Source organism: Streptomyces sp. NPDC048106 (genome assembly GCF_040706415.1).
In the GTDB taxonomy this organism is placed as follows: domain Bacteria; phylum Actinomycetota; class Actinomycetes; order Streptomycetales; family Streptomycetaceae; genus Streptomyces.
On record NZ_JBEZND010000023.1, the window covers coordinates 28,768 to 40,913 of the forward strand.

Below are 12,146 nucleotides of genomic sequence, written 5' to 3' on the forward strand. Positions count from 1 at the left end.
TGCTGCGCTTGCATATCTGGCTGCGCCGGAAGAACTCGCCGGTCCCGGACAGCCGGGTACGCCCGAAGATTTGGTCGGGCCCGAGGAACCTCGCCACCCCACAGGTCCGGCTGTGCCCGCCGGTCCGGCGGCGTCCGCAGAAGTGGCTGCGCCTGAAGGGCCCGCTGGCCCCGAAGGTCCGGCCGCCCCCGGAGGGTCTGCTGCGCCCGCATGTCCGGCTGCGCCCGCCGATCCGGCCGCGCCCGAACAACCCGCCGGTCCCGAAGAACCCGCCGGTCCCGAAGCGCCGGCTGCGCCCACAGATCCTGCCGCGTCCGATGGACCTGGCCGTCCCGCAGATCCGGCGGCGCCCGCAGATCCGGCCGCGCCCGAAGAACCCGTCCGCCCTGGAGAGCCTGGCGCGCCCGAAGAACCCGTCCGCCCCGGAGAGCCTGGCGCGCCCGTGCGTTTGGACGCGCCCGCGGAGGTGGCCGCGTCCGGGGGAGGGGGCCGGGCCCGGGAGGGCGGGGAGGGGGAGGAGGCGGGCGGTGGGGTGTTCAAGGTTCGGCTTGCGAATTTCGAGGGGCCCTTCGATCTGCTCCTCCAGCTGATCTCCAGGCACAAGCTGGACGTCACCGAGGTCGCGTTGTCCAAGGTCACCGACGAGTTCATGGCGCACATCCGCGCGATGGGGCCGGACTGGGACCTGGATCAGACGACCGAGTTCCTCGTCGTGGCGGCCACGCTGCTCGATCTCAAGGCGGCCCGGCTGCTGCCCGCGGCGGAGGTGGAGGACGAGGGCGACCTCGCGCTGCTCGAAGCGCGGGACCTGCTGTTCGCGCGGCTGCTCCAGTACCGGGCGTACAAGCGGATCGCCGACATCTTCAACGCGCGCGTCGACGAGGAGGCCCGCCGCTACCCCCGTACCGTGGGCCTCGAACCCGAGCACGCCGAGCTGCTGCCCGAGGTCGTGATCAGCATCGGACCCGAGGGGTTCGCGAAGCTCGCGGTCAAGGCGATGCAGCCGAGGCCCAAGCCGCAGGTGTACGTCGACCACATCCACGCCCCGTTGGTCAGTGTGCGGGAGCAGGCCGGGATCGTGGTCGCGCGGCTGCGGGAGCTGGGTGAGGCGAGCTTCCGGGCGCTCGTGGCGGACACCGGCGACACCCTCACCGTCGTCGCCCGCTTCCTGGCGCTCCTGGAGCTGTACCGGGAGAAGGCCGTCGCCCTGGAGCAGGAGACCGCCCTCGGCGAGCTGCTGGTGCGCTGGACCGGCGGGGACGGCCCCGCCGCCCCGGTGGTCACCGACGAGTTCGACCGGCCGCCCGAGCGACCCGGACCCGAGGAGGAGAGGAAGCCGTGAGCGAGACCACCGAGGCCCCGGCGGGCCCGGGCGGCGTCGCCGAGCTGGAGCTCAGGCCCGCCCTGGAGGCCGTCCTCATGGTCGTGGACGAGCCCGCGACCGAGGAGCACCTCGCCAGGATCCTGGAGCGGCCCCGGCGGCAGATCGCGGACGCGCTGCGCGCGCTGGCCGACGAGTACACCGCGCAGGGCCGCGGCTTCGAGCTGCGCCAGGTCGCGGGCGGCTGGCGCTTCTACACGCGCGCCGCCTACGCGCCCGCCGTGGAGCGCCTCGTCCTGGACGGTCAGACCGCCCGGCTCACCCAGGCCGCGCTGGAGACCCTCGCGGTCGTCGCCTACCGCCAGCCGGTCAGCCGCAGCAGGGTCTCCGCCGTACGCGGAGTGAACTGCGACGGCGTGATGCGCACCCTTCTCCAGCGCGGTCTGGTCGAGGAGGCGGGCGCGGAACCCGAAACAGGTGCGATCCTGTACAGGACGACGAACTACTTCCTGGAGCGGATGGGCCTGCGTGGCCTGGACGAGCTTCCGGAACTCGCGCCCTTCCTCCCGGAGGCGGAGGCGATCGAGGCCGAGACCCAGGAAGGGGTTCCGTCGTTCGACCCGGACGCGCCCGACGCGCCGGGCGTAGCGGACGCAGACGACTAAGACGGAACTTTGATGCGAAGCAGCGGCAGCGGCAGCGGCAAGAGTGGTGGGCGCGGTAACTACCGCGGCGCCGGCAACAACCGGGACGAGCGGCAGGGGCAGGGCCGTCCCAGCAAGCCCCGCCCCGAGGAGCGCCGCTACGACGTGGGCCCCGGCGCGACCCAGGACGGTCCCAAGTCCGGGCGCGGCGGTTCGGCGCGCGGCGGCGCCAAGGGCGGCCCGAAGCGGCCCCAGCAGGGCGGTCGTACGGCCCCCTCGCGCTCGCGTGAGTACGAGACGCGGGTGGAGGAGCGCAACCGGGACCGGTACGCGGGCAAGAAGGACGTCAAGCTGCCCAAGACCTTCCCGGGCGCCGAGCAGGAGGGCGAGCGCCTGCAGAAGGTGCTCGCGCGCGCGGGCTACGGCTCCCGGCGTGCCTGCGAGGAGCTGATCGAGCAGGCCCGTGTCGAGGTCAACGGCGAGATCGTCATGGAACAGGGCAAGCGGGTCGACCCGGAGAAGGACGAGGTCAAGGTCGACGGCCTGACCGTGGCCACGCAGTCGTACCAGTTCTTCTCGCTGAACAAGCCCGCCGGTGTCGTCTCCACCATGGAGGACCCGGAGGGTCGCCAGTGCCTCGGCGACTACGTGACCAACCGCGAGACGCGGCTCTTCCACGTGGGCCGGCTCGACACCGAGACCGAGGGGGTCATCCTGCTCACCAACCACGGTGAGCTGGCCCACCGCCTCACCCACCCCAAGTACGGCGTGCGCAAGACCTACCTCGCGCACATCGTCGGCCCGATCCCGCGCGACCTCGGCAAGCGCCTGAAGGACGGCATCCAGCTGGAGGACGGCTACGCGCGCGCGGACCACTTCCGGGTGGTGGAGCAGACCGGCAAGAACTACCTGGTCGAGGTGACCCTGCACGAGGGCCGCAAGCACATCGTGCGCCGCATGCTCGCCGAGGCCGGGTTCCCGGTCGACAAGCTGGTGCGCACCGCCTTCGGCCCGATCACCCTGGGCGACCAGAAGTCCGGCTGGCTGCGCCGCCTGTCGAACACCGAGGTCGGCATGCTGATGAAGGAAGTCGAGCTGTAGGCCGGGCGCCCGCGCGCCTTGCGTCGATCATCATCCCCCTTTATTGTCACCATGACGATAAAGGGGGATGATGTACATGTCCAAGCGGCCCGCGACCGGCTCGCTCCTCGGCCTCGCCCTCGGGGACGCCCTCGGCTTCCCGACCGAGTTCAAGACCGTCGAGTTGATCGAGTCGATGTTCGGACCCTGGCGGGAGATGCCGCTGCCGCCGCGCGCCCGTGTCTCCGACGACACCCAGATGACCCTCGCCCTCGGCCGGGGCCTGCGCACCGCCATGGCGCGCGGTTACCTCGCGCCCAAGCGGCTGGAGCGGCCGGTGCGCGAGGAGTTCGTGGACTGGTACCACTCGCCCGACAACAACCGGGCGCCCGGCAACACCTGCCTGACCGCCTGCCGCCTGCTGGAGGACGGGAACCGCGCCTGGCAGGACGCCAGCCAGGTCGGCTCCAAGGGCTGCGGCGCCAACATGCGGGTCGCCCCGATCGGGCTCGCGCCCGGCCTGAGTGACGAACAGCGCGCCGGCGCCGCCCGGTTGCAGTCCGGGCTCACCCACGGCCACCCCACCGCGCTGGCCGCCTCCGACCTCACCGCCCGCGCCGTCCACCTGCTCGCCCACGGCACCGAACCGGCCGCGCTCATCGGCGAGTTGCGCGCCTACGCCCTCGCCCACCGCACCCGCTACGACCACACCTGGCTCGGCGACCTGTGGACCCGCTCCCAGGACCCCACCCCCGAGCACTTCGCCGCGCGCGGCTGGGACGAGTGCCTGGCGATCCTGGACCGGCTCCAGGCGGCCCTCGCAAACCGCTCGCCGGAGGCCGACCCGTGCCTGGCCACCGGCGAGGGCTGGATCGCCGAGGAGGCCTTCGCCACCGGGCTGCTGTGCTTCCTGCTCTTCCCCGACGAGCCCCTCACCGCCCTGCGCCGGGCCGCCTGCACCGCCGGCGACTCCGACTCCATCGCCTGCCTGACCGGCGCCTTCGCGGGCGCGTGGCTCGGCGCGGACGCCTGGCCCGCCCACTGGGCGGAGCGGATCGAGTACCGGGAAGAGCTGTTGGCGCTCGGCACACTCTGGGACGCTTAGGCCCATGATCGACAACCTCGACATAGACCTCGCGCCCGTGGTCGCCGAACAGCCCGACCCCCTGCTGTTCGCCACCGTCTCCGGGGCCCATCTGTACGGCTTCCCCTCGCAGGACTCGGACGTGGATCTCCGAGGCGTCCACCTGCTGCCCGCCGCGGATCTCGTGGGCCTGCGCGAGCCGGAGGAGACCCGGTCGAAGACGTGGGTGCGCTACGGCGCCGAGCTGGACCTGGTCACCCACGATCTGCGCAAGTTCGTACGGCTGATGCTGCGCCGCAACGGCTATGTGCTGGAGCAGCTCCTGTCCCCGCTCGTCGTGCACACCACCGACGCCCACCGCGAGCTGGTCGCCCTCACCCCGGGCGTGATCACCAGCCATCACGCCCACCACTACCGGGGATTCGCGGTCACCCAGTGGCGGTTGTTCGAGAAGACCGGTGAACTCAAGCCGCTGCTCTACACGTTCCGGGTGCTGCTGACCGGCGTCCACCTCATGCGCACCGGCGAGGTGCAGGCCCATCTGCCCACGCTGGCGGCCGGGCTGGACGCCCCCGCCTACGTTCCCGAACTGATCGCCGCCAAGGCCGAGCGGGAACACGGCACGTTCCCCGGCCTCGACCAGGAGCGCGTCGCCGACGACGTGGAACGCCTGCACGCGGCCCTGGACGAGGCCCAGTCCGCCTCGGCCCTGCCGGCCACCGCCACCGGCCACGAGGCACTGCACGACTTCGTGGTGCGGCTGCGTCTGGACGCCTGAACCGCTCCGGGCCGTCCGCCGACGAGTCAGGGAAGCGGGGGTGACTCCAGGGCCGAGGCGCGGCGTACCCGGTACAGGAAGTCCGCCACGCGGGGGTGGTCCGGTTCGGGTGGCAGGGGGGTGTGGTGCAGGGCCTTCTCCGCCTCCGCCCCGAGCCGGGTCATCCACGCCTCGACCTCGGCCCAGGGGACCTCGCCCCGCTTCACCGCGAGCAGCGACTCGCGGTCGTCACCCACGTCGATGCACAGCTCGCCGGTGCGCAGCAGGTCGCGGCAGCTCGTCAGCAGCCGCAGCAGGTGCATGGCGTGCTTCCAGCGCGGGGCACCCGTCGTACGCACGTCGGCGTCCAGCTTCTTGCGCTGGCCCAGCGCGTAGCGGGTGAAGGTGTCGTACGCCTTGCGGGAGAGGAAGGCGCCGCGCAGGGACAGCAGTTCGCGGCCGGTGTCGTCCACGTGCTCCACCAGCGGGGAGTGCAGGCACTCCAGGATGTTCGGGTTGCCGCGCAGCGCCAGCTCGCAGAACCGCTCCAGCTCCCAGGAGAACCGTTCCTCGCCCGGCCCCTCCACATGCGTCGGCGGCTTCCGGAACCGCCAGAACAGGGCGGTGGGCGCGACGTACACGCCCCGCCGGTCGGTGTCGCTCGCGTCCGTGGCCAGGCCGAAGGCCCGGGACCCCATGACGCAGGCGTAGATCGTGTGGTCGCGCACCAGGTCCTCGGGCTGCATGCCCGGAGCCTACGCGGCCCCTCAGCCGAGCTGGATGGAGTTTCCGTCGACCTTGATCGGGTGCTCGGCCAGCGGCTTCTCCGCGGGACCCTCGGCCACCGAACCGTCCTCGATCTTGAACCGGCTGCCGTGACACGGGCAGTCGATGGTGCCGTTCTGCACCCGGCTCACGGTGCAGCCCATGTGCGTGCAGACCGCCGAGAACGCCTTGAACTGCCCCTTCGTCGGCTGCGTCACCACGATCTTCTGTGCGTCGAAGACCTTGCCGCCGCCCTCGGGGATGTCGCCGGTGCTCGCGAGCTTCTTCGCGTCGGCGGCCGGGGACGTGCCCGCGCCGGTCGGAGAGCCCGTGGCGGCCGGGGACGCCGCGGTCGTGGGGCTCGTCGGCGAGGGGCTGTCGGTGCTGTCGGCGGCCGCGCTGCTGCCGCTGTTGTTGCTGCCGCAGCCGGTCGCGAGCGCCGCCGCGCCCGTCGCGATCACCGTGCGCCGCGTCGCGCCCTGGGTCATGTCACCACTCCGTACACATGTCGGGATGCGGATACCGATACCGATGCCTGGATGAAGGCGTGGAAACCGGAAGAAACCGGAATGCCCGTATCGTCTCAGTGATCGGGCGCCGCGCGCCTTGCCCACGCGGGCTGACTACGCTGGACGGGCCAGCACGACAACACCTGTCAGCGAGGAGCAGCGCCGTGGCGGTACGAGCGGTCCGGGGGGCCGTCCAACTGGAGCGGGACGAGGCCGGTCACATGGACGAGCAGGTGGGAGCCCTGATCACCGCGGTCCTGGAGCGGAACGGACTGACCGCGGACGACCTGATCAGCATCTGGTTCACCGCCACCCCCGATCTGCACTGCGACTTCCCGGCGGCCGCCGCCCGCAAGCTCGGCATCGTCGACGTGCCGCTGATCTGCGCCCAGGAACTGGACATCGCCGGCGCCATGCCCCGGGTCGTCCGGGTCCTCGCCCACATCGAGTCGGACCGTCCCCGCGCCGACATCGCCCACGTCTACCTCGGCGCCGCGGCCGCCCTGCGCAAGGACATCGCCCAGTGAGAACCGCACTCGTCATCGGCACCGGCCTGATCGGCACCTCCGCCGCCCTGGCCCTGACGCAGCGCGGCGTCACCGTGCACCTCGCCGACCACGACCCGGAGCAGGCCCGCACCGCCGCCGCCCTCGGCGCCGGCACCGACGCGGCCCCCGAGGGACCCGTGGACCTGGCGGTCGTCGCCGCCCCGCCCGCCCACGTGGCCGGCGTCCTCGCCGACGCCATGCGCCGGGGGCTGGCCCGCGGCTACCTGGACGTGGCCAGCGTCAAGGGCGGCCCGCGCCGGGAACTGGAGGCGCTCGGCCTGGACCTCGACGCGTACCTCGGCACCCACCCGATGTCCGGCCGGGAGAAGTCGGGGCCGCTGGCCGCCACCGCCGACCTCTTCGAGGGCCGCCCCTGGGTGCTCACCCCCACCCGGGACACCGACACCGAGGTGCTCAACCTCGCCCTGGAGCTGGTCTCGCACTGCCGGGCCGTCCCCGTCGTCATGGACGCCGACGCCCACGACCGCGCCGTCGCCCTCGTCTCCCACATGCCCCACCTGGTCTCCAGCATGGTCGCCGCGCGCCTGGAGCACGCCGACGAGGCCGCCGTACGCCTGTGCGGGCAGGGCATCCGGGACGTGACCCGGATCGCCGCCTCCGACCCGCGCATGTGGATCGACATCCTCTCCGCCAACCCGGGCCCGGTCGCCGACCTGCTCGCCGACGTCGCCGCCGACCTGTCGGAGACGGTGAGCGCCCTGCGCGCCCTCCAGTCCTCCGACGAGGACAAGCGCCGCACCGGCAGCACCGGCATCGAGTCCATGCTGCGCCGGGGCAACGCGGGCCAGGTGCGGGTGCCCGGCAAGCACGGCAGCGCGCCGCGGGTCTACGAGACCGTCGTGGTGCTCATCGACGACCAGCCCGGCCAGCTGGCGCGCATCTTCGCCGACGCGGGCCGCGCCGGGGTCAACATCGAGGACGTGCGCATCGAGCACGCCACCGGACAGCAGGCCGGCCGGGTGCAGCTCATGGTCGAACCGCAGGCGGTGCCGGGGCTCACCAGCGCGCTGCGCGAGCGGGGCTGGGCGCTGCGGCAGTAGGTCACCGGGGCCGGGCGGCTGCCGGGCGGTGATGTGCGTCCGGACGAGTGACCCACACCCAGTAACCTTGTGCGGGGCGCTCTCGCTCCCCGACCCCGCCCACACCGCACCAGGAAGGTGTCCCCTCGTGGAAAACGGCGCCGCCCCGACCGCCAAGCCCGTGATCGTCGCGATCGACGGTCCCTCCGGCACGGGCAAGTCGAGCACGTCGAAGGCCGTGGCCGCACAGCTCGGCCTGAGCTACCTGGACACCGGCGCCCAGTACCGGGCGATCACCTGGTGGATGGTGCACAACGGCATCGACCTGGCGGACCCGACGGCCGTCGCGGCCGTCGCGGGCAAGCCCGAGATCGTCTCCGGCACCGACCCGGCCGCCCCGACCATCACGGTCGACGGCGTGGACGTGGCCGCCCCGATCCGCACCCAGGAGGTCACCTCCAAGGTCAGCGCGGTCAGCGCGGTGCCCGAGGTGCGCACCCGGATCACCGAGCTCCAGCGCTCGCTGGCCGCCGGTGCCGAAGGGGGCATCGTGGTCGAGGGCCGGGACATCGGTACGACGGTGCTGCCGGACGCCGACCTGAAGATCTTCCTCACCGCCTCCCCGGAGGCCCGCGCCGCCCGCCGCAGCGGTGAGCTGAAGGGCGCCGACCTGCACGCCACCCGGGAGGCGCTGGTGCGGCGCGACGCCGCCGACTCCAGCCGCAAGACCTCCCCGCTCGCCAAGGCCGACGACGCGGTCGAGGTGGACACCACCGAACTCACCCTCGCCCAGGTCATCGAGTGCGTCGTCACCCTGGTCGAGGAGAAGCGAGCAGGGAAGTGAGCCTGCCTTCCGCGAGACGGGAAGTGAGCCCGCCCTCCGAGAGGGGGGCCGAGGTCGGCCGGCGCATCGGCGTCGGCCTGATGTACGGGCTGTGGAAGCCGCGCGTGCTCGGCGCCTGGAAGGTGCCGGCCACCGGTCCGGTGATCCTCGCCGTCAACCACTCCCACAACATCGACGGCCCCATGGTCATGGGCGTGGCGCCCCGCCCGGCGCACTTCCTGATCAAGAAGGAGGCGTTCGTCGGCCCGCTGGGCGCCTTCCTGACCGGTATCGGCCAGCTGAAGGTGGACCGCGCGGCCGCCGACCGCGCCGCCATCACCCAGGCCCTCGACCTGCTGGCGGCCGGGGGAGTGCTCGGCATCTTCCCGGAGGGCACCCGGGGCGAGGGCGACTTCGCCTCGCTGCGCGCGGGCCTCGCCTACTTCGCGGTCCGCAGCGGGGCGCCGGTCGTGCCGGTGGCCGTCATGGGAAGCTCGGACCGGCCGGGTCGGTTGATAAAGGCGCTGCCCCCGGTGCGCTCGCGCGTCGACGTCGTCTTCGGCGACCCGTTCGACGCGGGCGACGGCAGCGGGCTGCGTACGCGGCGGGCGCTGGACGAGGCGACCGAGCGCATCCAGAAGCAGCTCACCGGCCACCTGGAAAACGCCAGGCGCCTGACCGGGCGCTCGGCGACACTTGAGTAGTGGATCAGCCCACCGAGGGTTAAGCCCGCCAGGGCCTGTTCCACCGATCACCACGATGAACGACGAGGTACGGACTTCATGAACGACGACATCCAGCCCGACGGCTCGGCCGAGCACGAGTACGAGCACGGGGCTCTCGGCGACGCCGAGTACGCGGAGTTCATGGAGCTCGCCGCGGTAGAGGGCTTCGACATCGAGGACGTCGAGGGCGCCATCGAGGAGGCGGGCCACGGCCCGCTGCCCGTGCTCGCCGTCGTCGGCCGCCCCAATGTCGGCAAGTCGACCCTCGTCAACAGGATCATCGGCCGCCGCGAGGCGGTCGTCGAGGACAAGCCCGGCGTCACCCGCGACCGCGTCACCTACGAGGCCGAGTGGGCGGGCCGCCGCTTCAAGGTGGTCGACACCGGCGGCTGGGAGCAGGACGTCCTCGGCATCGACGCCTCCGTGGCCGCCCAGGCCGAGTACGCGATCGAGGCCGCCGACGCGGTGGTCTTCGTGGTCGACGCCAAGGTCGGCGCGACCGACACCGACGAGGCGGTCGTACGGCTGCTGCGCAAGGCCGGCAAGCCGGTGGTGCTGTGCGCCAACAAGGTGGACGGCCCGAGCGGCGAGGCCGACGCCGCGTACCTGTGGAACCTGGGCCTCGGCGAGCCCCACCCCGTCTCCGCGCTGCACGGCCGCGGCACCGGCGACATGCTGGACGCCGTCCTGGACGCGCTGCCCGAGGCGCCCGCGCAGTCCTTCGGCAGCGCCATCGGCGGCCCCCGCCGCATCGCGCTCATCGGCCGCCCGAACGTCGGCAAGTCCTCCCTGCTGAACAAGGTCGCCGGCGAGGAGCGCGTCGTCGTCAACGAGCTGGCGGGCACCACGCGCGACCCGGTCGACGAGCTGATCGAACTCGGCGGTGTCACCTGGAAGTTCGTGGACACCGCGGGCATCCGCAAGCGCGTCCACCTCCAGCAGGGCGCCGACTACTACGCCTCGCTGCGCACCGCCGCCGCGGTGGAGAAGGCGGAGGTCGCGGTCATCCTGATCGACGCCGCCGAGAACATCTCCGTCCAGGACCAGCGGATCGTCACCATGGCGGTGGAGGCGGGCCGTGCGCTGGTCCTCGCCTTCAACAAGTGGGACACGCTGGACGAGGAGCGCCGCTACTACCTGGAGCGGGAGATCGAGACCGAGCTGGGCCAGGTCGCCTGGGCGCCCCGGGTGAACGTGTCGGCGCGCACCGGCCGGCACATGGAGAAGCTGGTCCCGGCCATCGAGACCGCCCTCGCCGGCTGGGAGACCCGCGTCCCCACCGGCCGGCTCAACGCCTTCCTCGGTGAGCTGGTCGCGGCCCACCCGCACCCGGTCCGGGGCGGCAAGCAGCCGCGCATCCTCTTCGGCACCCAGGCCGGCACCAAGCCGCCGCGCTTCGTGCTCTTCGCCTCCGGCTTCATCGAGGCGGGCTACCGGCGCTTCATCGAGCGCCGCCTGCGCGAGGAGTTCGGTTTCGAGGGCACCCCGATCCACATCTCGGTGCGGGTGCGCGAGAAGCGCGGCACCAAGCGGAAGTAAGCGACTGCCACGACGTGAAGGGCGGCCCCTGGAGACGGGGGCCGCCCTTTTCGTGTGCGGGGGTCAGGAGCCCCGGCGCGGTCCGGGGGGCAGCGCGGCGGGCACGTGATGCATCCCGGTGTCCGGCTGGGGGCGTCCGATGGTGCCGACGCGCTGCCACTGCGACTGCTGGCGGGCGCTGTAGGCCCCCGCGCTGTAGGCGCTGTACGAGCTGCTGAACGACCCCGCCCGGTGGCCGCCGTACGACCATCCCGTCCGCTCGGGCAGGCCGAAGGGGACGAATGCCATCCCCTCCTCCCCGCTGCGGTCACCCGGCAGCGTGCGGAAGGCCTTGACCCACTCGGAGGCGAGCATGTCGAAGATCGGCGTGGCCGACGCACCACCCACCCCTTCGTGCCCCGTCCGGGCGGACGGAACGGAGGAGAACGAGGACCGTCGGGGCGAAGTATCGTATGCGTGCACGTATGTCCAAACGACAGCGCGCGGGAAGAGATGCGGTTTCGCAACCTTCCTTTGGGTGCCCGGCTCAGGTCCCCGCGAGGGGGAGCGCCGCCGCCACCAGCCTGCCGTAGGCCGCGGCCTTGTCGAGTGAGTCCCGCAGCAGGTCCTCGCGCGGCTGGCGGCCGATGGAGCCGACCGGCGCGGCGAACATCAGTACCTGCTGGTGCTTGTTGGCCGCGGCCCGCCAGCCGTCGGTGACCTGGAGCGGCTGGTGGGCCTGCCACCAGGCGACCGGGTGGCCGCCGGGCGGGCCCGGCTGGAGGACCGCGTGCAGCTGGCCCACCGCCAGCAGCACCGACCAGCCGTGCAGCACCGGCGGCACCGCGACCAGTTCGGTCACCGGCATGAAGCCCTGCTCGATGAGGAGCGGCAGGAAGTCGTCGCCGGGCCCGGCGGTGCCCGGCCGCACGATGGGCGAGGTCGGCTCGACCACCAGGGCGGGGTGCAACTCGCCCTCGATCAGGACGAGTCCGCTGGTCACGCCGAGCACCGCCTGCTCGGGCGCGGGCCGCTGCGGCTCGCCGCCGGCGCCCTGGGCGCCGATGGAGCGGACGGCGCCCTGCAACTGTTCCTCGGTGACCTGGACGACCTGCGAGGGCAGGCAGCCGGCGTGGGCGAAGGCGAGGACCGCGGTCTCCTCGCCGACGAACAGAACGGTGCTGGTGCGCTCCCGCTCGGAGTCGCCCGGGGTACGGCAGGACGTGCAGTCGTAACTGCCCGGGGCGTTCTCTCCGGCGAGCAGCCGGTCGGCTTCTTCGTCGCCGATCTCGGCGCGTACGGCGTCACTGACGTCGAGCATGCGCGGCACGG

14 protein-coding genes are annotated in these 12,146 nt (G+C 72.6%); 10 read left to right on the top strand and 4 right to left on the bottom strand.

Translation table 11 applies throughout. The annotated features are described in order from the left end of the window. Positions 1–142 precede the first annotated feature (142 nt). The 5 genes from AB0927_RS23005 to AB0927_RS23025 all read left to right on the top strand — a co-directional run bounded on the left by AB0927_RS23005 (position 143) and on the right by AB0927_RS23025 (position 4,907). A complete protein-coding gene (locus AB0927_RS23005) occupies positions 143–1,342 on the top strand; it encodes a segregation/condensation protein A (RefSeq protein ID WP_366669546.1) in 1,200 nt (399 codons plus the stop codon). After that, the gene (scpB, locus tag AB0927_RS23010; protein ID WP_366669547.1) at positions 1,339–1,986 is read left to right on the top strand and encodes an SMC-Scp complex subunit ScpB; all 648 of its coding nucleotides are present in this window, start codon (positions 1,339–1,341) and stop codon (positions 1,984–1,986) included. The genes AB0927_RS23005 and scpB overlap by 4 nt, the downstream gene beginning before the upstream one ends. Before the next feature lie 12 nt (positions 1,987–1,998). Next, positions 1,999–3,066 carry a pseudouridine synthase gene (locus tag AB0927_RS23015; protein WP_366669548.1) on the top strand — a complete coding sequence of 356 codons (1,068 nt, stop codon included), beginning with the start codon at positions 1,999–2,001 and terminating at the stop codon, positions 3,064–3,066. 76 nt (positions 3,067–3,142) lie between these two features. Further along, positions 3,143–4,150, top strand: coding sequence for an ADP-ribosylglycohydrolase family protein (locus tag AB0927_RS23020; protein WP_366669549.1), 1,008 nt, complete (start codon positions 3,143–3,145; stop codon positions 4,148–4,150). 4 nt (positions 4,151–4,154) lie between these two features. Further along, a complete protein-coding gene (locus AB0927_RS23025; protein WP_366669550.1) occupies positions 4,155–4,907 on the top strand; it encodes a nucleotidyltransferase domain-containing protein in 753 nt (250 codons plus the stop codon). Positions 4,908–4,933: 26 nt separating this feature from the next. Here the strand turns inward: AB0927_RS23025 and AB0927_RS23030 are convergent, their stop codons facing one another. Both AB0927_RS23030 and AB0927_RS23035 read right to left on the bottom strand, forming a co-directional pair. Next, on the bottom strand, positions 4,934–5,632 hold the full coding sequence (locus AB0927_RS23030) for a nucleotidyltransferase domain-containing protein (RefSeq protein ID WP_366669551.1): 699 nt from the start codon (positions 5,630–5,632) through the stop codon (positions 4,934–4,936). A gap of 21 nt (positions 5,633–5,653) precedes the next feature. Continuing rightward, complete coding sequence (locus tag AB0927_RS23035; protein WP_366669552.1) at positions 5,654–6,139, bottom strand: Rieske (2Fe-2S) protein; 486 nt, start codon at positions 6,137–6,139, stop codon at positions 5,654–5,656. A 185-nt stretch (positions 6,140–6,324) separates the two neighbouring features. Here AB0927_RS23035 and aroH point away from each other — a divergent pair, with 185 nt between their 5' ends. The 5 genes from aroH to der all read left to right on the top strand — a co-directional run bounded on the left by aroH (position 6,325) and on the right by der (position 10,835). Next, positions 6,325–6,687 (top strand): chorismate mutase, encoded by a 363-nt coding sequence (gene aroH, locus AB0927_RS23040; protein WP_366669553.1) that lies wholly within the window; start codon positions 6,325–6,327, stop codon positions 6,685–6,687. Further along, a complete protein-coding gene (locus tag AB0927_RS23045; protein ID WP_366669554.1) occupies positions 6,684–7,769 on the top strand; it encodes a prephenate dehydrogenase in 1,086 nt (361 codons plus the stop codon). Before aroH ends, AB0927_RS23045 begins: the two co-directional genes overlap by 4 nt. Positions 7,770–7,896: 127 nt before the next feature. Then, complete coding sequence (gene cmk / locus AB0927_RS23050) at positions 7,897–8,592, top strand: (d)CMP kinase (protein ID WP_366669555.1); 696 nt, start codon at positions 7,897–7,899, stop codon at positions 8,590–8,592. 80 nt (positions 8,593–8,672) lie between these two features. Then, positions 8,673–9,275, top strand: a complete 603-nt coding sequence (locus AB0927_RS23055) for a lysophospholipid acyltransferase family protein (protein WP_366669651.1) — start codon at positions 8,673–8,675, stop codon at positions 9,273–9,275. A 78-nt stretch (positions 9,276–9,353) separates the two neighbouring features. Continuing rightward, complete coding sequence (der, locus tag AB0927_RS23060) at positions 9,354–10,835, top strand: ribosome biogenesis GTPase Der (RefSeq protein WP_366669556.1); 1,482 nt, start codon at positions 9,354–9,356, stop codon at positions 10,833–10,835. Between the two features lie 63 nt (positions 10,836–10,898). Here der and AB0927_RS23065 read toward each other — a convergent pair whose 3' ends face one another. Beyond that, entirely contained in the window at positions 10,899–11,297 is a 399-nt protein-coding gene (locus AB0927_RS23065; RefSeq protein ID WP_366669557.1) for a hypothetical protein, read from the bottom strand. A gap of 64 nt (positions 11,298–11,361) precedes the next feature. Beyond that, positions 11,362–12,144, bottom strand: coding sequence for a hypothetical protein (locus AB0927_RS23070; protein ID WP_366669558.1), 783 nt, complete (start codon positions 12,142–12,144; stop codon positions 11,362–11,364). Between the last annotated feature and the right edge of the window lie 2 nt (positions 12,145–12,146).

What these genes read in the sequence shown, in the direction of transcription:
- AB0927_RS23015 (WP_366669548.1), top strand. Translation starts at nt 1,999, where the DNA reads ATGCGAAGCAGCGGCAGCGGCAGCGGCAAGAGTGGTGGGCGCGGTAAC.
- AB0927_RS23020 (WP_366669549.1), top strand. Translation starts at nt 3,143, where the DNA reads ATGTCCAAGCGGCCCGCGACCGGCTCGCTCCTCGGCCTCGCCCTCGGG.
- AB0927_RS23025 (WP_366669550.1), top strand. Translation starts at nt 4,155, where the DNA reads ATGATCGACAACCTCGACATAGACCTCGCGCCCGTGGTCGCCGAACAG.
- AB0927_RS23030 (WP_366669551.1), bottom strand. Translation starts at nt 5,632, where the DNA reads ATGCAGCCCGAGGACCTGGTGCGCGACCACACGATCTACGCCTGCGTC.
- AB0927_RS23035 (WP_366669552.1), bottom strand. Translation starts at nt 6,139, where the DNA reads ATGACCCAGGGCGCGACGCGGCGCACGGTGATCGCGACGGGCGCGGCG.
- AB0927_RS23055 (WP_366669651.1), top strand. Translation starts at nt 8,673, where the DNA reads ATGTACGGGCTGTGGAAGCCGCGCGTGCTCGGCGCCTGGAAGGTGCCG.
- der (WP_366669556.1), top strand. Translation starts at nt 9,354, where the DNA reads ATGAACGACGACATCCAGCCCGACGGCTCGGCCGAGCACGAGTACGAG.